26 protein-coding genes are annotated in these 23361 nt (G+C 31.5%); 18 read left to right on the top strand and 8 right to left on the bottom strand.

Going from position 1 to position 23361, the window contains the following annotated elements; genetic code table 11:
* Positions 1-128: 128 nt before the first annotated feature.
* Positions 129-611 (bottom strand): alpha/beta fold hydrolase, encoded by a 483-nt coding sequence (locus bsdtw1_RS11855; RefSeq protein WP_244638159.1) that lies wholly within the window; start codon positions 609-611, stop codon positions 129-131.
* Positions 612-962: 351 nt separating this feature from the next.
* Positions 963-1115 carry a hypothetical protein gene (locus tag bsdtw1_RS11850; RefSeq protein ID WP_183277774.1) on the bottom strand — a complete coding sequence of 51 codons (153 nt, stop codon included), beginning with the start codon at positions 1113-1115 and terminating at the stop codon, positions 963-965.
* Positions 1116-1347: 232 nt separating this feature from the next.
* Between bsdtw1_RS11850 and bsdtw1_RS11845 the strand changes: the two genes are divergently transcribed.
* From bsdtw1_RS11845 to bsdtw1_RS11830, 4 genes are all read left to right on the top strand, one after another.
* Entirely contained in the window at positions 1348-1539 is a 192-nt protein-coding gene (locus tag bsdtw1_RS11845) for a hypothetical protein (RefSeq protein WP_183277773.1), read from the top strand.
* 455 nt (positions 1540-1994) lie between these two features.
* Positions 1995-2993 carry an aldo/keto reductase gene (locus bsdtw1_RS11840; RefSeq protein ID WP_183277772.1) on the top strand — a complete coding sequence of 333 codons (999 nt, stop codon included), beginning with the start codon at positions 1995-1997 and terminating at the stop codon, positions 2991-2993.
* A gap of 355 nt (positions 2994-3348) precedes the next feature.
* Positions 3349-4842 carry a glycoside hydrolase family 43 protein gene (locus tag bsdtw1_RS11835; protein WP_183277771.1) on the top strand — a complete coding sequence of 498 codons (1494 nt, stop codon included), beginning with the start codon at positions 3349-3351 and terminating at the stop codon, positions 4840-4842.
* A 176-nt stretch (positions 4843-5018) separates the two neighbouring features.
* On the top strand, positions 5019-5456 hold the full coding sequence (locus bsdtw1_RS11830) for a MarR family winged helix-turn-helix transcriptional regulator (protein WP_183277770.1): 438 nt from the start codon (positions 5019-5021) through the stop codon (positions 5454-5456).
* Between the two features lie 119 nt (positions 5457-5575).
* On the opposite strand, the gene bsdtw1_RS11825 is transcribed toward bsdtw1_RS11830, so the two are convergent.
* Positions 5576-6382 (bottom strand): nitroreductase family protein, encoded by an 807-nt coding sequence (locus bsdtw1_RS11825; RefSeq protein ID WP_183277769.1) that lies wholly within the window; start codon positions 6380-6382, stop codon positions 5576-5578.
* Between the two features lie 566 nt (positions 6383-6948).
* On the opposite strand from bsdtw1_RS11825, the gene bsdtw1_RS11820 reads away from it, so the two are divergent.
* Positions 6949-7752, top strand: a complete 804-nt coding sequence (locus bsdtw1_RS11820) for an aminoglycoside adenylyltransferase domain-containing protein (RefSeq protein ID WP_183277768.1) — start codon at positions 6949-6951, stop codon at positions 7750-7752.
* 280 nt (positions 7753-8032) lie between these two features.
* Here the strand turns inward: bsdtw1_RS11820 and bsdtw1_RS11815 are convergent, their stop codons facing one another.
* The gene (locus bsdtw1_RS11815) at positions 8033-8383 is read right to left on the bottom strand and encodes a YciI family protein (protein WP_183277767.1); all 351 of its coding nucleotides are present in this window, start codon (positions 8381-8383) and stop codon (positions 8033-8035) included.
* Positions 8384-8945: 562 nt separating this feature from the next.
* Here bsdtw1_RS11815 and bsdtw1_RS11810 point away from each other — a divergent pair.
* The 4 genes from bsdtw1_RS11810 (at position 8946) to bsdtw1_RS11795 (ending at position 12290) form a co-directional block, all read left to right on the top strand.
* Entirely contained in the window at positions 8946-9914 is a 969-nt protein-coding gene (locus bsdtw1_RS11810; RefSeq protein WP_183277766.1) for a mannose/fructose/sorbose PTS transporter subunit IIA, read from the top strand.
* Between the two features lie 52 nt (positions 9915-9966).
* Positions 9967-10773, top strand: coding sequence for a PTS mannose/fructose/sorbose transporter subunit IIC (locus tag bsdtw1_RS11805; protein WP_183277765.1), 807 nt, complete (start codon positions 9967-9969; stop codon positions 10771-10773).
* A gap of 19 nt (positions 10774-10792) precedes the next feature.
* A complete protein-coding gene (locus bsdtw1_RS11800) occupies positions 10793-11704 on the top strand; it encodes a PTS system mannose/fructose/sorbose family transporter subunit IID (protein ID WP_183277764.1) in 912 nt (303 codons plus the stop codon).
* 211 nt (positions 11705-11915) lie between these two features.
* On the top strand, positions 11916-12290 hold the full coding sequence (locus bsdtw1_RS11795; protein WP_183277763.1) for a DUF956 family protein: 375 nt from the start codon (positions 11916-11918) through the stop codon (positions 12288-12290).
* Between the two features lie 49 nt (positions 12291-12339).
* Here bsdtw1_RS11795 and bsdtw1_RS11790 read toward each other — a convergent pair whose 3' ends face one another.
* The gene (locus tag bsdtw1_RS11790) at positions 12340-12915 is read right to left on the bottom strand and encodes a TetR/AcrR family transcriptional regulator (protein ID WP_183277762.1); all 576 of its coding nucleotides are present in this window, start codon (positions 12913-12915) and stop codon (positions 12340-12342) included.
* A 202-nt stretch (positions 12916-13117) separates the two neighbouring features.
* On the opposite strand from bsdtw1_RS11790, the gene bsdtw1_RS11785 reads away from it, so the two are divergent.
* From bsdtw1_RS11785 to bsdtw1_RS11775, 3 genes are all read left to right on the top strand, one after another.
* On the top strand, positions 13118-14092 hold the full coding sequence (locus bsdtw1_RS11785) for an SDR family NAD(P)-dependent oxidoreductase (protein WP_183277761.1): 975 nt from the start codon (positions 13118-13120) through the stop codon (positions 14090-14092).
* A gap of 271 nt (positions 14093-14363) precedes the next feature.
* Positions 14364-15044 carry a DUF5680 domain-containing protein gene (locus bsdtw1_RS11780; RefSeq protein WP_183277760.1) on the top strand — a complete coding sequence of 227 codons (681 nt, stop codon included), beginning with the start codon at positions 14364-14366 and terminating at the stop codon, positions 15042-15044.
* A gap of 21 nt (positions 15045-15065) precedes the next feature.
* Complete coding sequence (locus bsdtw1_RS11775; protein WP_183277759.1) at positions 15066-15935, top strand: methionyl aminopeptidase; 870 nt, start codon at positions 15066-15068, stop codon at positions 15933-15935.
* 292 nt (positions 15936-16227) lie between these two features.
* On the opposite strand, the gene bsdtw1_RS11770 is transcribed toward bsdtw1_RS11775, so the two are convergent.
* Entirely contained in the window at positions 16228-16845 is a 618-nt protein-coding gene (locus bsdtw1_RS11770; protein WP_183277758.1) for a HutD family protein, read from the bottom strand.
* Positions 16846-17194: 349 nt separating this feature from the next.
* Between bsdtw1_RS11770 and bsdtw1_RS11765 the strand changes: the two genes are divergently transcribed.
* The gene (locus tag bsdtw1_RS11765; RefSeq protein WP_183277757.1) at positions 17195-17734 is read left to right on the top strand and encodes a hypothetical protein; all 540 of its coding nucleotides are present in this window, start codon (positions 17195-17197) and stop codon (positions 17732-17734) included.
* A 226-nt stretch (positions 17735-17960) separates the two neighbouring features.
* Here the strand turns inward: bsdtw1_RS11765 and bsdtw1_RS11760 are convergent, their stop codons facing one another.
* Positions 17961-18824: an SDR family oxidoreductase gene (locus bsdtw1_RS11760; protein ID WP_183277756.1), complete on the bottom strand. Its 864-nt coding sequence runs from the start codon at positions 18822-18824 to the stop codon at positions 17961-17963.
* Positions 18825-19073: 249 nt separating this feature from the next.
* Here bsdtw1_RS11760 and bsdtw1_RS11755 point away from each other — a divergent pair, with 249 nt between their 5' ends.
* On the top strand, positions 19074-19415 hold the full coding sequence (locus bsdtw1_RS11755; protein ID WP_183277755.1) for a winged helix-turn-helix transcriptional regulator: 342 nt from the start codon (positions 19074-19076) through the stop codon (positions 19413-19415).
* 218 nt (positions 19416-19633) lie between these two features.
* Here the strand turns inward: bsdtw1_RS11755 and bsdtw1_RS11750 are convergent, their stop codons facing one another.
* Positions 19634-20011: a hypothetical protein gene (locus bsdtw1_RS11750; RefSeq protein WP_183277754.1), complete on the bottom strand. Its 378-nt coding sequence runs from the start codon at positions 20009-20011 to the stop codon at positions 19634-19636.
* Between the two features lie 369 nt (positions 20012-20380).
* Here bsdtw1_RS11750 and bsdtw1_RS11745 point away from each other — a divergent pair, with 369 nt between their 5' ends.
* The 4 genes from bsdtw1_RS11745 (at position 20381) to bsdtw1_RS11730 (ending at position 23246) form a co-directional block, all read left to right on the top strand.
* Positions 20381-21061, top strand: coding sequence for an epoxyqueuosine reductase (locus bsdtw1_RS11745; RefSeq protein WP_183277753.1), 681 nt, complete (start codon positions 20381-20383; stop codon positions 21059-21061).
* A gap of 111 nt (positions 21062-21172) precedes the next feature.
* Complete coding sequence (locus bsdtw1_RS11740; RefSeq protein WP_183277752.1) at positions 21173-21772, top strand: DUF3137 domain-containing protein; 600 nt, start codon at positions 21173-21175, stop codon at positions 21770-21772.
* A 31-nt stretch (positions 21773-21803) separates the two neighbouring features.
* The gene (locus tag bsdtw1_RS11735; protein ID WP_183277751.1) at positions 21804-22235 is read left to right on the top strand and encodes a hypothetical protein; all 432 of its coding nucleotides are present in this window, start codon (positions 21804-21806) and stop codon (positions 22233-22235) included.
* 279 nt (positions 22236-22514) lie between these two features.
* Complete coding sequence (locus bsdtw1_RS11730) at positions 22515-23246, top strand: MurR/RpiR family transcriptional regulator (RefSeq protein WP_183277750.1); 732 nt, start codon at positions 22515-22517, stop codon at positions 23244-23246.
* Positions 23247-23361 lie beyond the last annotated feature (115 nt).

Here is a 23361-nt window from a genome sequence, read left to right as displayed (position 1 = left end):
TTCTTTTAAGAAATCTAGTACTTTTCTATTAAACTCTTCTGGTTTTTCTACAAAAGGTAGATGCCCACAATCATTAATAACAACCTTTTTTGAGTTATATATCTGTTTGTGAACACGTTCTCCAACCTTTATATTGAAGGCTTTATCTTTATCTGAAAGGACAATTCGAATCCTTTTGATTTTAATAAATAAATACTTTTCACTGCCTCATACATTATCCTTACTGGATAACGGTATCCATTAATAGCTGGAGCTACAAGTATCAGTGCCTTCACTAATTCTGGATATTGAAGAGCAAAATCAACTGCAACACTTCCTCCTGAAGACGACCCTATTACTGTAACATCTTTAATTTTCAAAAAATCAAATAATTCTTTTAAATCTTCACAATGCGAAAAAGAAGATATAGGGGTGTCCGATTTGCCATATCCCCTTAAGTCATATCGTATTACTTTATAATTCCTGCTAAAATCATCTATTTGATAATCCCAAATTCGAGAATCATTAAAGTTACCATGAATAAAAACCAATGGTTCTCCTTCTCCTGTTAACGAATAAAACAGATTTGAGTTGTTGATCTTTAAATATTCACCATTAATATCGTTCAACATACCTACCTCCTAATCTTAAAATTATAAGTACATAAATTCTTACCATTCTGTCTTAATTATCATTAATCATACCATGTATTACCAATTAATTCTAAGAAAACTGTAGCCCTTATAGTGTTTTAAAATAATTTTTTCACTGCATTATTCAATTTTCAAAGAACATTGTTCATATTTTAAAGTTTAAAAGTTACGTCGCATTTTTTTCATAATACCATTTAGTTCTTAGTTTATACATTATTTTTCTGAAGAACATATAAAAATAAGGGCTTTAAATTTGTGTAGATATCCACAGCTCTTTAAAACAGATTGTAAAAATTAAAGGCATATTCATCATAAATAATTAAAAAAACACTAATCTTTGTATGATGAGGTTCTTTCCTTACTGATAAGCTTTGCAACTTCTCGGTATAATTTTCGAGCTTCTGTTTCAAAGATTTCTTCTGGAATTACGGTTTTCTTTTTCTTTATGATCGCAGAAGTTTTACTGCGCTTTATGGTTGCCATATTGCCACCTCCTATTTTATTAATAATTATTTTTATTAGCCATTAAGCATATTAATTAATCTTTATTCTAATGCAACTCCAAATATCCGTATTTCGTAGTCAAATGGGTTATAAAAAACTCACGTAATAAATGTATTTATCTAGAATCTATGTTATAGTTTGTATGTAATCTATGTATAATTTAATATGAGTTAATAAGTGACCAATAATAAACTATAAGGTGGAGATTTAAATGAGAAAAATGGCAAATATAATATTTCTGATTTTAGGAGCAATACTTCTTATCTTAGAATTTCATTTTATGTTTGACGGTACATTGGGATGGCTCATAACATCCAGTGGTGTAATTTTATTTGGTATAGGGATATTTAAAGGTAACAATCCATTAAGAGTTATACTTCAGTTTATAGTGAATTTTTTTTGATAAAGCATTTAATTTATAATTCAGGAGGGTATCACTAAAGAAAATTATTTATATATTAATTTATGATATTATCCATATCAACGGCTTTTGTAAAGTTCCATTTAGAACATTAATTCATGATAAGAATTTTGATGGCAGAGTATGATATTTTACATAATTATTTAGTAATTAATATCTGTTTTTGCCTACATAGAAATAACATAATTTAAATGTATTTTTCTTATAAAATGTCTTTACGGGTGAATAATAATCACCCGTAATTTTTTATGCTTCAAAAAATTTATTGACTTGGAGTTAACACCAAGGAGTATCGTTAAAGTATGGACAATAAATATTAAGCTGAAGTTTATTTTTAAAACTCAGCTGATTTCTGAGAGTAGGCTTTAAAAAAGCAAATTCTAGTATGGGTAGTTTATCAATATGACTCAATACATGTGATGATAGGAGAGGTTAATATGAAAAAACGTATTTTAGGTAAAGGTTTAGAAGTATCAGAAATGGGACTTGGATGTATGGGAATGACCCATGGATTTGGTGAAGCTTCAGATGAGGCGAAAATGATTGAAGTTATTAGAGGTGCAGTGGAGGCTGGAATCACAATGTTTGATACAGCTGAATGCTATCAAAATGATGACGGAACTATCTTCAACGAAACATTAGTAGGTAAAGCGTTAAAACCATATCGTGATAAGGTAGTTATCGCAACAAAATGTGGTATCAAGGTTGTAAATGGAGTACAAGTGTTAGATGCTAGACCTGAAGTTATACGAGCTTCTTTAGAGGGCTCATTAAGGAGACTTCAGACAGATTATGTAGATTTATATTATTTGCATAGGGTAGATCCTAATACTGAAATTGAAGTAGTAGCAGAGACTATGAAGGAATTAATGGATGAAGGCAAGATTAGACACTGGGGACTTTCTGAGGCTGGAATTGAAACTATTAAAAAAGCTCATGCTATTTGTCCTTTAACTGTTGTGGAGAGTGAATACTCTATGATTTGGAGAGAACCTGAAAATGAACTGCTGCCTTTGCTTGAAGAGCTTGGAATTGGGTTTATACCATTTGCACCTCTTGGGAAGGGCTTCTTAACAGCTACTATTGATGTAAATCAGATCTTCGCAAAAAATGATACAAGAAGCAGACAACCACGTTTCAGAAAAGAAAGTATGGAAGCAAATCAGATATTAGTAGATTTGATTAAAAGAATTGCAGTGGAAAAAGGTGCTACACCAGCTCAGATTGCCTTAGCATGGGTAATGGCTCAAAAGCCATTCATAGTACCTATTCCAGGAAGCAGAAAACTAAGCAGAATTGAAGAAAACATAAAAGCTGCCGATATAGAGCTAAATGATGTGGAATTATCAAACATAAAAGAAGCTTTAGATAGGTTAGATTTAAAAGCAGATCGCTGGGATCCTAATTCAGCTAATGCAAAAAGAATTGGAAAATAGAAAATTAAGTTGATTTAGAATTTGAGGCTTATTTGAGTAAGTAAAATATTTTTGTGAAAGTACAGGTAAGATACTTTCTGTCTTTAAATAACCAATAATACTTAAGGTGATATTTTATAAGAGTCTATAATTTAGGCTCTTATTTTATTGTCCATATAATGCTAATTTCAGTCCTAATAATTAAGGAATAAAATACCTTTTCATATTATTATATTATTATTGAAACCTTTGCAAAATTATATCAACTTAATTAGAATATAGGCTTACAAAGCTGATGTATGAAATTTAGCATATTAAAATAGCTTGAGTCATGATTTTAGCATTATATAGCCAAAAGTAAATCGGAGGTATGAATATGAAATATAATAATCCAATTATAAAAGGTTTTTATCCAGATCCAAGCGTTTGTAAGGTAGAGGATACCTATTATCTTGTATGTAGTTCCTTTCAATACTTTCCTGGAGTTCCTCTTTTCGAAAGTAAGGATCTTATCAACTGGAAGCAGATAGGCCACTGTCTCACAAGAAAAAGTCAGGTTCAGCTGGAAAAGGTAAATAGCTCTGGTGGAGTTTTTGCTCCAACCATAAGATACAATAATGGACGTTTCTATATGACTACTACAAACAATACAACAAATCAAAATTTTTATGTATACACTGATGATATTTACGGAGAATGGTCCGAGCCCATTTTTGTAGATCAAGGAGGGATCGATCCTTCTTTTTACTTTGAAGAAGATAAAACATATTTTATGAGCACCAAAGCTGATGAAAATGGAGTTAATGGCATATATCAGTGTGAAATTAATATTGAAACTGGTGGAAGGCTCACAGAAAGCAAAGTGATATGGCAGGGATCAGGTGGTCGTTATCTTGAAAGTCCTCATCTATATAAGATAAATGGACACTATTACCTCATGGTAGCAGAAGGGGGAACTGAATATGGTCATATGATAACCTATGCACGTAGTAATTCTCCTTATGGGGTTTTTGAGGCGTATCCTCATAACCCGGTGCTCACAAATCGTAATCTAGGAGGTTATGAAATACAGGGAATAGGTCATGGAGACCTTATTGAGGATAACAGTGGAAATTGGTGGTTGCTTCATCTAGGTTTCCGTCAAATAGATAAGTGGGCAATGTATCATCATTTAGGACGTGAAGTATTCATGACTGAGGTGACTTTTCAGGAAGATGGATGGTTTAGGGCAGGGCATAATGGTACAACCTTGAAGAACATTGATTCAGATCGAATAAGTGATGAAGTGGTACAGATGGACAAAAGATCTTATACCTTCGAAAACACAGAATGGGATAAGGATTGGTGCTATCTACGACATCCTCACAATGAAAATTATATCTTTGAGAAAAGTATGTTGAATCTAAAAGGAACAGAAATAACTCTTGATGAAGCAGCTTCTCCAACTTTTATAGGACTTCGTCAGAAGGATTTTAAAGCAGTAATTTCCTGCGATGTATCTATTACTGATGGTGAGGCAGGTATCACACTATATATGGATGAAGATCATCACTATGATCTAGCTATACGTAAGAGTGATAGAGGATACGAAGTTATTGAAAGGTTAAATATAGGTGATATTAAGTCCGTAGAAAACACTGCAGCTTTAAAAAACAATAAAGCCTCACTGGTTATCCAAGCAAATAATAATTTCTACAGCTTTTATCTTAAATTAGAGGATAAAGAAATTCTTATAGGAACAGCAAAAACTAGATACTTATCAACTGAAGTTGCCAGTGGCTTCACTGGAGTTATCATAGGCTTATACGCATATGGAGGAAACTGTAGTGAATATGCTAAGTTTACGAACTTTAAATGCGAATATATGTAATTAACTAAAATGATTTTTGTGTTTAATAAGTATTTCTTTAAATAGAGATACTAAGTTAGTTTTTATAAAAGTAACTATGGTGGCAAAAAAGCTTATTGATGAATTTAGTGAACTTGACACAAATAATAAAGCAGGCTTATTATATGTATGTACATATGATAGGAGGTAGTTCACATATGTTTACTGAAGAGAATAAAAAGAAAATAAAAGATTGCGCTTGTAGAAATTTAAGAATGACAACTAGAGTAACAACTCTCTATTATGATAAAGCATTTCAACCGATTGGATTAAAGTCAACACAATTCGCCTTGTTAGCGGACATCGCTTCTCGTGAGTCTAGTACAATAGGTGAATTGTCAGAAATATTATTAATGGATCAGACAACCGTAACTCGTAGCATAGAGGTTTTAAGAAAGAATGGATTCATAGAGGTAAGAGCTGCAGAGGATGATGCGAGAAAGAGATGTATATCTATAACAGAAAGAGGAACTGCAAAACTAAGGCAAGCAATACCTTTATGGAAAGAAGCTCAAAATAAGATTATAGAGGAAATCGGTGAGGAAAAATATAATGATTTCTTAGACACCTTGGCTCAAATACAAAGCTTTGTATAAAGTAGATTTATATTATAGAAGCAAAAAAGATTGGATACACGAAGTACCCAATCTTTTTACTGTGTAGAAATCATAAAATTTTAACTTAGCTAAACCCAGATATTTCAGGGGCTTTTTCGTTATTTTTCATAAAAAGTTGCGTCAAGGTTGTTTCTAGTTGTTAATCTATTAAATGAATGCTTAGGATGACCTACCATAACAGCTCCAGTAATCTTTTTTCCTTCTGGAACCTTAAAGAGTTCTAGGATAGGAGAATCATCACTTAAGGCACAACATTCAAATACTCCAGCCCAGCATGATCCAAGACCAAGTGAAGGGGCAAACAGTTCAAGGTATGTTAAAGACAATATGGAGTTTTCTCTTGCTTTAAAAAAGTTTTTATCTGATATAGCTAAAATAAGGCTTGGTGTATCTCTCAAAATAGTATCTACGCCAGTTTGATTAAACTGATTTATCATTCCAGAAAAAGCTTTGCTGTATACAGGGTGGTTTTCAAGCCAGTTAACACAAGTCTTTGCAGCATTCTTTATTGCTTCTTTATCATCCACAATTATAAACGACACTCCTTGAAGATTACTTGCAGTTGGAGCGTAGTGTGCGATATCAACTAGCTTTAGTAAATCCTCTCTAGATACACTTTTATCCTTAAAGCTTCGGATAGATCTACGAGACCTTATAAAGGTTTCGGCTTCTTCTGCAGATAACTTTGGTGCATCTTTTATGCTAATTTGCTCTGAAAGTGGTGTTTTTTTATTATCAATAGCTTCCTTTGGACAAACAGCTACACAATGTCCGCAGGCTAAACATGCATCTGGGTTAATTTCCACAGGACCGTTATCTGCCATTTTTATTACGTTTGTAGGGCATTCCTTCACACACATTCCACATTTTATACATTTCTCTTCATTTAAAGTTATTAGACTCATTGAAATATACTCCTCACTTTTAAATTTATATAAAATTTTTCTTTACTTATATTGATTGGTAAATTAATAATATGGCTTATAATTTTACTATCCTTTCATCAGAACTCGGTATAGTCTTGAAGGTAGGTTCTGGGTAGAAATAGTTTATCTTTACATATTTAAAAGCTGCAGTCTTTAAAATACATGTATATGCATATATATGAGTAAAAATATACTATGAATAGCTTGTTTTAATTACTTACTCAGTATTTACTTAAAAATAAAATAGGCAAATTATAAAATTAAAATCTTATTTTTAAATTGTAAAAGATAAGATGAAAATATATATGCATATACATATATTAATATACAAGGATTGCCTTGTCAATAAGATGAAGATTTATGATAGTAATAAATCTTCAATATGCATTTTATAACTCCTAACACAATCCCATTAGTAAATACAAATATCGAAAACAGTAAAGAGATAATACTATATTTTCACAACTCTTACTTGTAAAAAAATACAATTATAGTACAATATGTGTATATTGCGATACATGATATAAAGATGAGAGGTTAAAAACATGAATGATAGAATTCCAACAATTATAAAATCTTTATTATTTGAATATGAATCAAAACTAAAAAACTCATTTGGTAATAAAATATATGGAGTCTATCTATACAATTCCGTTGCCTTAGGTGCATTTGACATAAATAAAAGTGATATTGATTTTATAACTATATTAAATGAGGAATTTACTGCGAAAGAAATAGTTAGATTGAAAACTATCCATAAGGAACTAAATGACAAGTTTAAGTATGCTAAAAGAATGGAAGGAATGTATATTACTATGGACAAAATCGGTAAGGTTAATGATGATATAACTCCTTATGTATACTTTGCCGATAATAGCCTACATGACTATGGATACTATGATATTAACTATGTTACATGGTGGACCTTGAAGAGTAATGGGATTGGCATAAATAGTCCTGATATTAATGAATTGAAACTCGATGTTGAATGGACTAATATTATAGACAACATGAATTACAACTTAAATAAATACTGGAAAGGCAAAATGGATAAAAACCTTATTTTCCTTACAGACTATTGGATTGAATTTTCTGTTTTAACCTTATGCAGAATTTTATATACACTTGAAAATAAGAATATAATTTCTAAAACTGAATCAGCAAAATATCAGATGAATAATCTGCCGGATAGCTTTAGATTGATCATTCAAGAGGCTTTAAGAATAAGAGAGGGCACCTCGAAAAATTCATTATATCCATTAAGAATAAAAAGATTAAATGAAGTTAAAAAGTTTATCAATTATGTAATACATTATTGCAATGAGAAATATAATTTTCTTTCAGCTTAAAAAAGTGATATTAATCTGTAATTGAAAAGCAAAAAGCCTGCAACCCGCAGTATATGAGTAAATAGTTAACTATTTAAATAGTTGTGATTTAAGCGTGGTGATAAATCTAATTGCAGCATTATTGTACGTGTCCTCTTAAATGTTTTTTCAACTGTTTTAATCTTGAATATTTCTGTTCGGGCAAAATTACTAAAAGAACAAATGAGATTGCAAAAACTTCTAGGAAAGCAGAATAAACTTGGTGTAAGAAAAATTTCATAGTGCTTGATTAGCTGCATGTCTAAAATACTTGACGTAATTCAATTTGGCCCTCCCCATATCCCTGTGGATCTGGCATCCGCATAGCCCACTGAATGGCTTCTTCCTTGGACTCAATATCAATTAAAATGAACCCAGCAATTACATCTTTTGTTTCCGTAAAGGGACCATATGTAACTGTAGGCTTTTCCCCAGGGTTCAGATATGAAATCCGAATCCCATCTGAACTTGGATGAAGTCCTTTAGCAATGACGCGTATCCCTGCCTTAACTAGTTCCTCATTATACTTCGTCATTGCTTCGATGAGTTCTGGACTTGGGAGATTTCCAGCTTCAGAATTCTTTGAGGCTTTCACAATCATCATAAATAGCATAAATAATCCTCCTTATCTATAACAAAATTCTATATATAACATTATATACTTGATATTCATATTAAATCTATTAATGATTTTCAAATGTAAAAACTAATAAAGACATTACATTACATGCTTGTAATTCTGGACTTATGAAACCACTGACCTGTGTTTATAGTTTTATGGAAAGTAGGTGGAATTTTAACGTAGAAAAATAAAGAAATAAAAAAAATAAAAAAAATTTAAAAAATATGTTGAAAAGTATTTCAGAAGATGTTATTATGGAAACGTACTCAAGAGAGAAACATTTAGATATGGCTTCTAAGTAGAGTGCAATAAAAATTAATATTCGACATGTTACTGATTCGATTAGGCATGAGCGTAGTTAAATAAAATTATTTAATATTGGTTAGTTATAATCATATAGTTTATACAATTTATAAAGTTATTATTTATTTTTTTAATGATTAAATTTTATGTATAAACAGTGTGGCGAAACTCCAACCTATATTATAGATTTTATTTTGATGCTCATGCTTTTTGTATTTGTAACAAATATATAATTAGGAGGTATAAACAAATGGTAGGAATTATTCTTGCTAGTCACGGTGAATTTGCTCAAGGCATATTACAATCTGGTTCAATGATTTTCGGAGAACAAGAAAACGTTAAAGCTATTGCATTAATGCCAAGCCAAGGACCTGATGACCTTAAAGCAAAAATGAAAGAAGCAATCGCATCCTTTGATAACCAAGATGAGGTTTTATTCTTAGTTGATCTTTGGGGCGGTACACCATTCAATCAAGCAAATGCTTTATTTGAAGAACACAAAGACAAATGGGCAATTGTAGCTGGTTTAAATCTACCAATGCTGATTGAAGCATACGGTGCACGTCTATCAATGGGAACTGCACATGAAATTGCATCTTTCATCTTAACATCAGCTAAAGAAGGAATTAAGGTTAAGCCAGAAGCTTTAGAACCAGTAACTGCTAAAGCAGCTTCAGCTCAACAATCTAACGCAGGTGCACCAGGAAAATTTGAGTATGTTCTAGCTAGAATTGACTCACGTTTACTTCATGGTCAAGTAGCAACTGCTTGGACAAAAGCTATGAATCCTACAAGAATTATTGTAGTTTCAGATGATGTAGCTAGAGATAATCTTCGTAAGAACTTAATAACACAAGCTGCTCCTCCAGGAGTAAAGGCTCATGTTATTCCAGTGGATCACATGATCAAACTTGCAAAAGACGACCAACATTTTGGAGGTCAACGTGCAATGTTACTTTTCGAAAATCCACAAGATGTTCTTAGAGTAGTAGAAGCTGGAGTGCCTTTGAAGACAATCAATGTTGGTTCAATGGCTCACTCTATAGGTAAGGTTCAACCAAGTAAAGTGCTTGCTTTCAATCAGCAAGATATTGATACATTCAATAAACTTAAAAAAGCTGGACTAAATTTCGATGTTCGTAAAGTACCAAATGATTCAAAGGGAAATATGGATGAAATACTTAAAAAAGCACAAGACGAGTTAGCTAAAGTTAAATAATTTAATTATTTAAGTAGTCTAATTTATTTAGAAAAAAGGAGGTTTAATAATCGTGACTTTAAATATAATTCAAATAATATTAGTCATTATTGTAGCATTTCTAGCTGGTGTAGAAGGTATATTGGATGAATTCCAATTCCATCAACCATTAGTTGCTTGTACATTAATCGGATTAGTTACTGGTAACTTATTACCATGTTTAATCTTAGGTGGTACTCTTCAAATGATCGCCTTAGGTTGGGCAAATATAGGTGCTGCTGTTGCACCTGATGCTGCATTAGCATCTGTTGCATCTGCAATAATTCTTGTTCTTGGTGGTCAAGGTACAGGCGGAGTTGCTTCAGCAATCGCTATTGCTGTTCCTCTAGCTGTTGCTGGATTATTATTAACAATCATATGTCGTACTATTGCTACAGCATTCGTACACTTCATGGATTCAGCTGCTAAAGAAGGAAATCTTAGAGCTATTGAAATGTGGCAAATTGCTGCTATCTGTTTACAAGGTGTACGTATTGCAATACCTGCAGGGTTAATATTAGCAATTGGTGCTGATCCAATACGTTCATTACTTGCTTCTATGCCTGGTTGGTTAACTGGCGGTTTAGCAATTGGTGGTGGAATGGTTGTTGCTGTTGGTTATGCAATGGTAATAAACATGATGGCTACAAAAGAAGTATGGCCATTCTTTGCAATCGGTTTTGTATTAGCTACAGTTTCACAAATTACACTTATCGGTTTAGGTGCATTAGGTGTAGCTTTAGCTCTTGTTTACCTAGCACTTAGTAAACAAGGTGGATCAAGTAATGGTGGTAGTTCAAATACTGGAGATCCAGTAGGCGATCTTATCGATAGATACTAAGAAGGGGGAGAGTACGAAAATGGCAAAAGAATTAAAATTATCAAAAAGCGATCGTATTTCTGTTTGGTTCCGTTCATTTTTCCTTCAAGGTTCTTGGAACTATGAAAGAATGCAAAACGGTGGATGGGCATTCGCAATGATTCCTGCAATCAAAAGATTATATACAACTAAAGAAGAGAGAGCAGCTGCATTAGAACGTCACTTAGAGTTCTTTAACACTCACCCATATGTAGCTTCACCAGTTATTGGTGTAACTCTAGCTTTAGAAGAAGAACGTGCAAATGGTGCACCAATAGATGATGTAACTATTCAAGGTGTTAAGATAGGTATGATGGGACCTTTAGCAGGTATTGGAGATCCAGTTTTCTGGTTCACTGTAAGACCAATATTAGGAGCATTAGGTGCTTCACTTGCTATGAGTGGTAACGTACTTGGACCAATAATATTCTTCTTAGCATGGAATATTATCCGTATGGCATTTATGTGGTATACACAAGAATTTGGTTTCAAAGCTGGATCTCGTATCAGCGACGATTTATCAGGTGGTTTATTACAAGATATTACAAAGGGAGCATCTATCCTTGGTATGTTCATACTAGGATCATTAGTTAACAGATGGGTATCTGTTAGATTTGCACCAGTAGTATCATCTGTTAAATTAAGTGAAGGTGCTTTCATAGATTGGAGCAAACTTCCTGCTGGAGCTCAAGGTATTCAACAAGCTTTACTACAACAATCATCTGGTATGGCATTAACTGATACTAAAGTTACAACATTACAAGGTAACTTAGATTCATTAATCCCAGGACTTGCTGGATTAATAATCACACTTATCTGTATGTGGTTACTTAAGAAGAAAGTATCTCCAATCGTTATAATCCTTGGATTATTCGCAATTGGTATAGTTGCCCACTTAATCGGTTTAATGTAATACTTTTAACTAGGCCTAGGCTTTTTAGCCTGGGCTTTTGTTAACATATAAAGTAGTTAAAGTAGGATAAGAAAAACAATTTTTGCAAAGTTATTGAAATGAATTGGGAAATGTATGTTATTTTTATTTGACTTTAGACCACTTGATAGAAACAATTAAAGAATATATAATAGCAATAAATGTGCATATAATTAGAAACGAGGTAGATCAAATGGTTCAATCACTTAATACAAAGGTAGATTTAGTAATTGATGCAACAGCTTTTACCGGGCTTTCAGATTATGGTAAAATCATGATCGGAGATAAAGGTTTCGAGTTTTATAATACTCGTGATGCTCACAAATTTATTCAAATTCCTTGGGAAGAAGTTGATTACGTAATTGCCTCAATTATGTTCAAAGGAAAGTGGATTCCACGATATGCAATCAGAACGAAGAGAAACGGTACATATACTTTTGCTTCTAAAGATGCAAAAAAAGTACTTCGTGCTATTCGAGTTTATGTTGATCCAAGTCATATAGTTTCATCTCTAAGTTTCTTTGATGTGGTGAAACGATCAGTGAAATCAATTTTTAAAAAACACTAGATTAGTATTTTTATTAATCTAGTGTTTTTGTATTTTAATAATCAAAAGCTTAAACAAAAATCAAATCTATAAACGAATTAATTAAGCCAGTTGGATTATTTAATCCTTTTTCGGGTTCTAAATGTCCAGTAGAATTAAGTTCTACAAGGCCTAGTATAAATGCAGATATCATTGCTGTTAATTGCTGAGGTGGCTTATTAACGGTATATTTTTGTTCATGAGGTTTTTCTAAACATTTATAGAAGATTTCAAATACTTCAATGGCCGCAATATGTAGATTATCATATTGATTTTTATCCCATTGTTTTAGAAACATTAATTTATAATGCTCCTGATTATTTATCCCAAAATCATAAAAAGCATATAAAACTTCATAAACAAGTTTTCTAGGATCATTTATTTCTTGAGTTAATTTGCCAATGCGAGTTTTTAGCATTTCAAAATCTTCGGTCACAATGGCTGCAAGTAAATCTTCTTTATTTTTGAAATATACATAAACTGCACTTCTAGATAAGTTCATTTCTTTTCCAAGGTCACGCATACTAACTGAATCAACACCTTTTGTATCAATCATTTGTCTTGTGACATCAATCAGCTTTTGTTTTGTATCATTACTGTTTTTCATAGTATCCTCTTCTAAAAATATATTTATATAGATATTGATGGTAATTTAATAATCAGTTTTGATTTTATTTTGAACTAGTATATCTATAATTAATTTTATAATATTATGTTGACACCGTCAATGTATGAGCCTATAATAAACTCAAGTTGACAGTGTCAATAAAGAGAAAAATTAATCTTGCTTTTAGAAAAGGAGTGTAACTATGTTAACTGAAATGAATTTAAATAAAAAAACGATTATTATAACTGGGGGAAACTCAGGACTAGGTTATGCATGTGCTAAAAATATTGCTAAGGCAGATAAAAACAATCATGTTATACTGGCTTGCCGTAATGCGGCTAAAGCAAAGGAAGCAGTAAATTCGTTAATTAAAGAAACAGATAATAGCAACATAACTTCTCTGGAACTTGACCTTGCATCATTAGAATCTGTGAGGAGTTTTGTGAGCAAATTTTCTAGTTCAAATTATCCGCCGCTATATGCTCTAGTTTGTAATGCAGGATTAATTATGGTTGATAAAACTTATTACACAAAAGATGGCTTTGAAAGTACTTTTGGGACAAATCATCTTGGGCATTTTCTACTAGCCAATATGCTACTTGGAAAAATGACTGATTCAGGTAGGATAGTTTTTGTTAGCAGTGGAACTCATGATCCAGCAAAAAAGACAATAGTAGCTACTCCAGTATATGAGAATGCTAGATTGTTAGCATATCCTAAGGAAATGAATCAAAATGAAAGTATGCTTACCGTTGGACAACGTCGGTACTCAACTTCAAAACTATGTAATATATACTGTACTTACGAGTTAGCTGAAAGAATAAAAAAGCAAACTAATAAAAATATTACAGTAAATGCTTTTAATCCCGGACAGATGCCTGGAACAGGGTTTTCACGAACTTTCCCTCCTTTTATGAGATTTATTACGAAACATATTAACTATATTGCTGCTTTATTCCTATCAAATGTTAATACTGCGAATAAGTCAGGTAAAGCATTAGCTGCTTTAGTAATTAATCCTGAACTTAAGGAAACAACAGGAAAGTATTTTGATGGTACAAGAGAAATAAAATCTTCGGAGCTTTCCTATAACAAAGAAAATAGAAGAGATTTATGGAACACAAGTGTTGAATTATCAAAACTAAGTGAAAAGGAAACAATATTAAACTTAGACTAAGAATAATTTATAAATTTTAGAGTGGAATGTGAAAATGGATCATTTAGGTGATAAAATGAATATCTATAAGGTATTCATTTTTATTTAATTAAAACTACTGTTACGGTAAAGTGTGCCATAAACAGGGCTTTTCTAAAGGTTGATTATGAAAAGTATCTATAACTAAGTCTATAATGTAATTGAAAGGCTACTTATAGTTGCAAATATTGCTATATTTAGTTGGTAGAGATGCCTAAGTAATGGTAGTATAATAATTTATGAGGTGAGATAGATGAGTTTTAAAGAACAATTGCAAACATTGAGAAAATCAAGGGGATTATCACAAGAAAAATTAGCTGAAATTATGGGGATCTCAAGACAAGCAGTTGCAAAGTGGGAAGTTGGGCAGTCATATCCAGATATCGCAAAACTGATCGCATTAAGTGAATTCTTTAACGTAAGTATTGATAAACTAGTAAATGATTATGAAGAAAACTGTCATTTATCCATAGAATCAAATAAAGTTAATAATATAAATGATGATGCAATAGATTTTTTATTAAGAGCTAAAAAAACCACGTATGCGGGAAATGGTTCAGAAGTTAAAGCTTCAAGACCAAATTCTCATGATTTGGAGTATGTAGAAGGGGATTTTAAATACATTGACACATATCTCGGAGGAAAACAATTTTCAGGAGAAGAAGCCATATGGAATAAGAATATTCCAATATGGTCAATGAATTATTCTGGAAGAGTTTTAGATGAGGCATTTTCGGGAAAATTTTTAAAGGAAGTATTAAGTTTAGTATCGAAGGAAAATCCTTATCGCGGACCAATTATGTATGAAAAAGGGCAATATCAATATCACTGCATAATTAATGGAGAATTTGAATGGTTTCAGGGCTATGAAGAAATATATTTTAATTACAATAAAGTCTATGAATGCTTTTTTCATGGTGGAAAAATCAAATAATAAATAAATGGAGGATGAATTATGATGATGAATAGAAATGAGCCATGTTGGTGTGGCAGCGGTTTAAAATATAAAAAATGTCACTTGAGTTTTGATGAAAGATTAATTGATTTAAGAGATAAGGGATATATAGTGCCAACAACAGATCTTATAAAGACAAAAGAACAAATCCAAGGAATAAGAGAAAGTGCCAAGATCAATAATGGACTTTTAGACTTAATTAGTGTAAGTATTAAAGAGGGTATGACAACACAGGAAATAGACGATATAGCTTATAACTACACAGTGTCAAATGGAGGAATCCCGGCAACTCTTAATTATGATGGATTCCCTAAAAGTATCTGTACCTCAATAAATAACGTTGTATGTCATGGAATACCTAGTAAAGATGTAGTACTTAAAAGTGGAGACATTATAAATGTAGATGCAACAACTATACTTAATGGATATTATTCAGATGCATCGAGAATGTTCATGATTGGAGAGGTAACCGAAGAGGCTAAAAGATTAGTTGAAATCTCTAAGGAATGTTTAGAAAAAGGGCTACAAGCAGTTAAACCATGGGGGTTTTTAGGTGATGTAGGAGCTGCAATTCAAGAATATGCAGAAGAAAACGGATACTCGGTGGTTAGAGATTTTGGAGGTCATGGGGTAGGATTAGATATTCATGAAGAGCCTTTTGTTGCTCACTATGGTAAAAGAGGAACAGATATGATTTTAGTTCCAGGGATGGTATTTACAATTGAGCCTATGATAAATGCAGGAAGCTATGAGCTATTTATAGACCCAAGTGATGGATGGACTGCTCTTACCAAGGACGGAAGTCTTTCAGCTCAGTGGGAGCACACAATTCTTGTAACAGAAGATGGTTTGGAAATTATTGCAAGATAAAATTTTATGGAAAACTATTTAAAAGCAGATTTTGCAGAGTGTATGACTCAGTTTACATTCCTTAAAAAGTAATAGAACAATTTATATCTCGCAAGCATTAGTAACATACTATATTAGTAAAAAGGATTAATAAAATAATAAAGGCCTAGTGCTGTGTAAAATGTACCCTGTAGAATAGATGATTTAAAAAGAGTCTATCCTACAGGGTACATTTTATAGATATAAAGCCTTTTTTATATCTATTTTTATGTAGCTTTATCTCAATATATTAAATCTTGTTAAATGAACTAAGTTAATCCCGATAAATCATACTCACTATTATATCTGTAATTTCTGAAACATTATTGGAAAGCATAAATTCATGATTATCTCCTGAATCTACGCAGTTAATCAAAAGTAAGTCATTCTTAGCAGTTTCAAAAGTTTTATCATTTATTGTACAGCAAAAGCCACCATTTACAGTGTAAAAGCAGATTGCTACTAAATCTTTAATTAATGGGACTTTATGTTCGAATTTAAGCTGTTTATTAGCGCTAATATTAAGGTGAACTAATTCACCATTATAGTTTTCCCTAGTCATTAAATTAAAGACTGAAGCTTTACCATAAGTTTTAGTTTTCCAATCTCCCATAAACTCATCTTGATCAAAGAGAGTAAGTTGCTTATCGTATTTATCTTCGTGTTCTAGTGTTATGTTCCCATCTATAACCATCAACTTGCGAGAAACCTTTGTTAGAGTGCTAAAAGTAGATTCTGGTATATCAATCTTAGCAACGCCTAGTCTCCATAAAAAGTTTTGACTGGCATAATCAGAATTTAGAGGATATGTTGTAAGTTCTGTTGCCATTCCTCCAGACCAAAAGGTTGGTTTGTAATTTTCTTGCCTTAGTAATTCTATATTATAGTTCATATATTAATTACACCTTCTTATATTTTCTTTATGTACATTATATTGAAAGATATATAGATAATCAATTATGGTTTGTGATTTTTCTAATTTGAATAAAATGTATGTGACGAAAATAGTGTTATTATAAAAATTTACTTAAGATTATTATATTGTAAGGAAAACATAAAAAATAAATTAATTAAGACTGTTTCAATATTTGAGTGATATGTAAATGCAACCGAAATAGAATATAGTATAATTAACTCAAATAAGAGATGAGAAGAAATATTCAATAATAGTATAATTAACTTGTAGGATATTATGATTGAAAATATTTTTTAATATTATATAAGTTATTAGGGAGAATGATATGAGTAATAAGAAGATAGTTGTGATATTTCCAGGTGTAAATTATAGAGCAGATTGTCCATTACTATATTATGCTGGGTTTAAGTTTGAAACCCGCGGATATGAAAAGGTAGCTATTAATTATGATGATTTGACTAATAAATATGATTTGTTAGCTCAGTTTATTGAAGCAGTTAAGAGTGATGTACTAGCAAAACTTAGAGCTATTGATTTATCTCAATATGACGATATAGTATTTGTTTCTAAAAGCATGGGTACAGCAGTTGCAGGGTGGATTGAGGAAAAGCTATGTATCAAAGCAAGACATATATATTTAACTCCTATAGAAGAAACCTTATCTTATATTAAGAAAGACAAGGATATTATTATTGTAGTTGCTGGTACAAGAGATAAGCTATTAAATACAAATATTCTTAAGGAGCAATGTATGAAAGAAAATATTCCTTTAAAATTAATAGACGGAGCTGGTCATAGGCTGGAAGTGAAGGGGGATATAGATAAAAATATCGAATTATTAAGAGAGATAGTTTCAACTTATTAAAAAGATAATTTTATAGATAGATATAACAGTACTCAATTAAATGTCGATAAATCATTTCCAAATAAAATCTAAAACTATAGTTAAATTACTACAGGAACTAAAAGTTAATTTATAATATTGTCAAATGTAAACTGTAAAACATAAGAAATCAGTGAGATGATTTAATTTAGATAATAATAACCAGCTCTTGTTAAAAGGAAGCTGGTTATTATTAATATATATATATTTATTTGAGAGCGTTAATAATTTGAGCAAGTCCTTCACTTATTGGTGTTGCTTTACGACCAAGAAGTTTTTCAAAATCATTACTCTTTATATCTAGTGCTCCATCTCTAATAGCTTTTTGTATGTCCACAAGCATAGGGACCACAAAATCAGGCACTCCAGCACCTTTCATTGCATCAGCATAAGTTGCATCATCCACTTGATGAACTGCTACCTCTTTACCTAATACTGCTCCAAGGGAAGCTGCTAAATCTTCTTGACTCATTGGTTCTCCTGAAAGTTCAAAGATTGTATTGTCAAATCCATTTCCTGATAGTACTGTTGCAGCAGCCTCAGCATAATCCTGTTGTAATGCCCAGCCTACCTTACCAGTACCAGCAGAAGTTAGCCAAGGTGCACCTGCCATTACTCCTTGAATACTTCCAATTTCATTTTCTAGGTACCAGTTATTTCTTAAGAAACAGTAAGGAATGCCAGTTTTTAAGATAGCTTCTTCTGTAGCACGATGTACTGGAGCCAGGAATAAGGAACTTTCACTTGCATTTCCTACGCTAGTATATGCAATAAACTTCACGTTAGCTTCCTTAGCTGCAGCCACTGCATTTGAGTGTTGTCTTATTCTTGTTTCGTTGTCACCGTCAGCTGAAATGATAAGTAATCTGTCAACTTCAGCAAAGGCTGTGTTTAGTGTTTCAGGATGATCGAAGTCACCTTGTCTAACCTCAACACCTCTGTTTTTTAAGCCTTCTGCTTTCTCAGGATTACGAACACTAACAGCAAGATCGCTTGCCGGTACAACCTTCAATAAGGCTTCCACCACCTTTGAACCTAATTTTCCTGTAGCACCTGTTACTAATATCTTCATATTTAATACCTCCATATAGGTTTTGTTTGTTTATCAAAAATTTCAGTGATATAATTAAGTATACACAAATTATATTTGCTTACATAAAATTAAACAAGTACAATTATTTTTAATACATAGTATCTAAAAAGATACTAAGGCTGTACCAATTCGATCAGAATCTATTTTCAAAACTCCTCTGGGTTCTGAGAGGAGAGTTTGAAAATATAAATTTTATTACAAAGTGGTACATCCATATAAGGAGGATATATGTTAACGCAGGAAGAACTATTTGGAAAATGCCCTTATGCCACTGCTCAAAGGATATTATCAGGAAAATGGGCTGTGGTTATACTACACCACCTAAGTGAAAAAAAGCTTAGATTTAATGAGTTACAAAGACTTTTGCCAGAGATAACACAGGCTACACTAACTAAACAATTACGTGCTTTAGAAGAGTATGGTGTGGTTAATAGAACTGTTTATGCTCAGATTCCTCCAAAGGTAGAGTATGATCTAAGCGACATTGGAAAGGAATTTATAGAAGTTTTGGACAGTCTTAAGGTCTGGAGTGACAAGTATATAGCTTTTTGCAATTCTAAAGATAAATAGAAGTGTGTGTGTTGTAGTAAAGTTATTTTATAGCTAGTAGGCTTTAAATCTGTATTTATTCACAAGCTCAGTTTTAAATCTATTGAGATAATCAGAAAAACACTAAGTCGAAATTAAATCTTTATACTATCGGATAAAAGAATATGTCCAACTAAAATAAAAATGGGTTGATACAGATGAAGCAAAGTACCTCATCTTGTATCAACCCATTATAAATGTTAATCTGTAGTCTTTTTAAAAAATATTAATTCTCCGAAAGTAAGACCAAAAGAAGCAAGTATAGCTCCCCAAATTTTATTAACTAGTATTAATTCGCCTTTAGTAAAGTAAATAAATAAAACGTTGCAAGCCCAAAATGCGAAAGCGGTAATAATAAACTTTAGCATCATTTTTTTCATTGTACCCCAGTTTAGTTTCTTCATATTTAAAAATATATTAATTATAAAATATAAGCCGGACAACATTAAGAATATTACATAGCTTGAAAAGAATTGAAGCATAAAAGTAAATTCTATTTTGTTATATGCAATAAATAATACTATAACAGTCCATATTATTAATATTATATATATGATTTTCTTAATAGCATCCCACATGTTCTTCCTATAATCTCCTTAAGCTAATGCATTAAACTATAATATTTCAATGTATATTACTTTACAATTAAGTTATAATTAATATAATTCCAATTATAACATTAATTTTAAAATAATGTATATCTATATATGCAATAATCTACTTTTTCAAAAGGTAACTATTTTTCATAAGCAGGGCATATATTGCATTAAGTCATTATAGTTCTAAAAAATTATATCAAGTTATTAAAAGAATAATCATTTAGATATTTCAACGCGGTATTTACTGATATAGGTTGTACTTTTAGAAATAGAAAACATAATTAAAAAAGAAGGAGGTAAAGTTAAGTGAGAGTATGTTGCTTATAACACTCTTACAAAGCAAAACTTATGGATAACAATCAAATTAAAAATTTATCATATTCATTAGGTGCTGATTTATGTGGGATAGGAAGTATAGAAAGATTTAAGGACGCACCAAAAGGATTTCACCCAGTAGATATTTATCCTGAAGCGAGATCAGTAATATCAATTGGAAAACACTATTCTCCAAGCCTACTTGATGCCAATACTAAAGTACCGTACACAATGATGAAAAATAAGATAGTTGAGCTATTGGATGATATTTCTGTTAAACTTACTTTTTATATTGAATCACAAGGTTATAAGGCTATACCTATTCCTTCAGATGAGCCTTATGAGTATTGGGATCCTGATAATATGCAAGGAAGAGGTATATTATCACAAAAACATGCGGCTCAAGCATGTGGATTAGGACACATTGGCAAAAATACTTTGTTGATAAATGAAAAATACGGTAATAGACTTTATCTTGGAGCTGTAATTACAAATATGGAATTAACTCCAGATACTGTGGCAAAGGAACTATGCATTGAAGGGTGTAACCTTTGTTTAAAATCATGCCCTCAGTCTGCATTAGATGGTATTACAATAAATCAGAAGAAATGCAGGCAAATCTGTGGCAGGTCAACACCTGCAGGGGGATTCGTATTTTCATGTTATACTTGCATAAAAGTATGTCCGTTTTCAAAATTAGAAGACTCACAATAATACTAAGTTAAAATAAGATGTAGGTGCAAATTGATATATTGTAGGTTACACCATATAATGTATATATTAATAACATACAAATATGATTTAGGGGTAAGGAGAAGCGAATTTATGGGACTATTTGGACCAAGTAAAAAAGAAATATGGCAGCAGCTTGCATCAGAAATTAATGCTGATTATGTAAACAATGGAATTTGGAAAGGTGATAGGGTTGAGGCACATGTAGATAATTGGACTGTTGTGCTTGATACATATGTAGTTTCAACAGGGAAATCATCGATAACCTATACAAGAATGAGGGCACCTTTTGTAAACCTTGATAACTTCTACTTTAAGATATATAGAAGTGGTGTATTCAGTGGACTGGGAAAGATGTTCGGTATGGAAGATATTAATGTTGGGTATCCACAGTTTGATGAAGCTTTTATAATAAAGGGCAACAATGAAAGTAAAGTAAAACAGCTATTTGCAAGTGATAATATAAGACGATTAATACAATATCAGCCTAGTATAAGTCTTGAAATCAAAGATGATGAAGGATATTTTAAATCACATTTTCCTGATGGAGTTGATGAGCTTTATTTTAATGTGGTTGGTGTTATAAAGGATGTAGAAAGACTTAAGGAGTTGTACGAGCTTTTTTCAGAAGTGCTAAAGGAATTGTGCGACATAGGTTCAGCCAGTAATGAAAAACCAGGAGTAGTTATATAAGGAGTATAAGATTATAGAAAGTGGAGAATTTATGAAAAAATATGATAAAGATAAACAACGAGAGCAATGGGCCAAATATGAGGCAATGGGAAAAGGTAAATATGTAGCTTTTATGACAGCAATATTCGGTGGAAGTGTTCTTTTAGCTGTAGCCATTCCAATTATAGTTATAAATCATATCTTTGGTGGTCTAGCTTATAATACTTCAGAATTATTTTTAAAGCTTTCAATTTACATAATTGCTATGGTGCTTTTTTCAATAGTAATGGGTTCAAAAACCTGGGATAAGAAAATGAGAGAGTTTCATGGGTATGAAGTGGCTGAGGTGGAAGATGCTGAACTAAAGCAATATATTTTAGATGGTGAAAAGATTAAAGCTGTTAAAAGATATAGAGATATAACAGGAGCAAAGCTAAAAGATGCAATAGAATATGTCGAGATAATGTGTGAGAAGTATTTATAATAACTTAAGATATATTCTTTGTGAACTTATGAATAGTATAATGTATGATTATAAGAAAATATCACGGATGCCTAATTGGTACTTGTGATATTTTTTGTTTAGGCTATGTTCCTTGTTATAAAAGAATAGTATAATCCTTTTTAAGTGCAGTTTTTTTAATGCTTAATAAATCAAATACATTTATATAAAATAATTTATTTAACTATTAATGGAGTTTTATTTGATAAATAGATTTTATTAGAACTGGGATATCTATATATAACTTAGGAGGAAAACAACATGGAGTTTGATATTTATAAGCTTGCTGATAATTATAAATTAACTGAAGTAGAGAGACAGGTACTTGAATACATAATAAATAATATAGATTTGGTGTTAAATAAAGGCGTTAGGGAAGTTGCTAATATCAATTATACTTCTGCAGCTACAATAATTAAGGTATCGAAAAAACTTGGTTATACAGGTTATACGGATATGATATATCGCTTAAACTTTATCATAAAAAATCAAAAGAAGAATCAAGATAGAACTTCTGATATTACTAGCTTTATTGAAGAAATAGATAAGATTAAGATAGATGATTTTGTGTCTACACTTATTAAGCATAGAGAAAATATCATTTTCATAACTGCCACTGGTTTTTCCACACCTATAGCTGAATTTTTTTGTAGGAAAATGCTTGTGTTAGGCTTTAAGTGTATTAAGACTAATTCCTATGGAGTATATGATAGTAATCAAATCGGCGGAGCTTTAGTAATCGGAATTTCTAAGAGTGGTGAAACTGAAAGTGTAACAAAGGTTATTGATTATGCATCAAAGAATGAATTAGATATTATCACTTTCACCGGAAATCAAGCAAGTTATATGGCAAAGAAATCAACAATTCATTTTTCTATTTTAGACGACAAAGAACTAGATGATAGAAATATTACAGCTAACTATTTTTATGCAAGAGTGATGATAGTAATGGAATATTTACTAGATAAGGTTATGAACAGTTTGAAAGAATAGATATTCCATTATACTAATCAGAACCAACCAAAATTCATATTAACTATTATGTATATCTATTTATTTAGTTTAAGAATTTCTTCACAAATGCATATTTAAGAGCATATACTGTGGG

The sequence above is a fragment of the Clostridium fungisolvens genome (assembly GCF_014193895.1).
Classification (GTDB): Bacteria; Bacillota; Clostridia; order Clostridiales; family Clostridiaceae; genus Clostridium_AR; species Clostridium_AR fungisolvens.
The sequence above is the reverse complement of the archived record's forward strand: the minus strand, read 5'-3'. Positions and strand labels throughout refer to the sequence as shown.

Bases quoted from the DNA above. Each gene is read 5' to 3' on its own strand.
- bsdtw1_RS11815 (WP_183277767.1), bottom strand. From the start codon at position 8,383: ATGCTATTTATGATGATTGTGAAAGCCTCAAAGAATTCTGAAGCTGGA.
- bsdtw1_RS11790 (WP_183277762.1), bottom strand. From the start codon at position 12,915: ATGAAAAACAGTAATGATACAAAACAAAAGCTGATTGATGTCACAAGA.
- bsdtw1_RS11765 (WP_183277757.1), top strand. From the start codon at position 17,195: ATGAGTAATAAGAAGATAGTTGTGATATTTCCAGGTGTAAATTATAGA.
- bsdtw1_RS11825 (WP_183277769.1), bottom strand. From the start codon at position 6,382: ATGAGTCTAATAACTTTAAATGAAGAGAAATGTATAAAATGTGGAATG.
- bsdtw1_RS11820 (WP_183277768.1), top strand. From the start codon at position 6,949: ATGAATGATAGAATTCCAACAATTATAAAATCTTTATTATTTGAATAT.
- bsdtw1_RS11855 (WP_244638159.1), bottom strand. From the start codon at position 611: ATGTTGAACGATATTAATGGTGAATATTTAAAGATCAACAACTCAAAT.
- bsdtw1_RS11730 (WP_183277750.1), top strand. From the start codon at position 22,515: ATGGAGTTTGATATTTATAAGCTTGCTGATAATTATAAATTAACTGAA.
- bsdtw1_RS11735 (WP_183277751.1), top strand. From the start codon at position 21,804: ATGAAAAAATATGATAAAGATAAACAACGAGAGCAATGGGCCAAATAT.
- bsdtw1_RS11780 (WP_183277760.1), top strand. From the start codon at position 14,364: ATGAGTTTTAAAGAACAATTGCAAACATTGAGAAAATCAAGGGGATTA.
- bsdtw1_RS11850 (WP_183277774.1), bottom strand. From the start codon at position 1,115: ATGGCAACCATAAAGCGCAGTAAAACTTCTGCGATCATAAAGAAAAAG.
- bsdtw1_RS11750 (WP_183277754.1), bottom strand. From the start codon at position 20,011: ATGTGGGATGCTATTAAGAAAATCATATATATAATATTAATAATATGG.
- bsdtw1_RS11755 (WP_183277755.1), top strand. From the start codon at position 19,074: ATGTTAACGCAGGAAGAACTATTTGGAAAATGCCCTTATGCCACTGCT.
- bsdtw1_RS11795 (WP_183277763.1), top strand. From the start codon at position 11,916: ATGGTTCAATCACTTAATACAAAGGTAGATTTAGTAATTGATGCAACA.
- bsdtw1_RS11840 (WP_183277772.1), top strand. From the start codon at position 1,995: ATGAAAAAACGTATTTTAGGTAAAGGTTTAGAAGTATCAGAAATGGGA.
- bsdtw1_RS11745 (WP_183277753.1), top strand. From the start codon at position 20,381: ATGGATAACAATCAAATTAAAAATTTATCATATTCATTAGGTGCTGAT.
- bsdtw1_RS11800 (WP_183277764.1), top strand. From the start codon at position 10,793: ATGGCAAAAGAATTAAAATTATCAAAAAGCGATCGTATTTCTGTTTGG.
- bsdtw1_RS11760 (WP_183277756.1), bottom strand. From the start codon at position 18,824: ATGAAGATATTAGTAACAGGTGCTACAGGAAAATTAGGTTCAAAGGTG.
- bsdtw1_RS11775 (WP_183277759.1), top strand. From the start codon at position 15,066: ATGATGATGAATAGAAATGAGCCATGTTGGTGTGGCAGCGGTTTAAAA.
- bsdtw1_RS11845 (WP_183277773.1), top strand. From the start codon at position 1,348: ATGAGAAAAATGGCAAATATAATATTTCTGATTTTAGGAGCAATACTT.
- bsdtw1_RS11770 (WP_183277758.1), bottom strand. From the start codon at position 16,845: ATGAACTATAATATAGAATTACTAAGGCAAGAAAATTACAAACCAACC.
- bsdtw1_RS11740 (WP_183277752.1), top strand. From the start codon at position 21,173: ATGGGACTATTTGGACCAAGTAAAAAAGAAATATGGCAGCAGCTTGCA.
- bsdtw1_RS11810 (WP_183277766.1), top strand. From the start codon at position 8,946: ATGGTAGGAATTATTCTTGCTAGTCACGGTGAATTTGCTCAAGGCATA.
- bsdtw1_RS11830 (WP_183277770.1), top strand. From the start codon at position 5,019: ATGTTTACTGAAGAGAATAAAAAGAAAATAAAAGATTGCGCTTGTAGA.
- bsdtw1_RS11835 (WP_183277771.1), top strand. From the start codon at position 3,349: ATGAAATATAATAATCCAATTATAAAAGGTTTTTATCCAGATCCAAGC.
- bsdtw1_RS11785 (WP_183277761.1), top strand. From the start codon at position 13,118: ATGTTAACTGAAATGAATTTAAATAAAAAAACGATTATTATAACTGGG.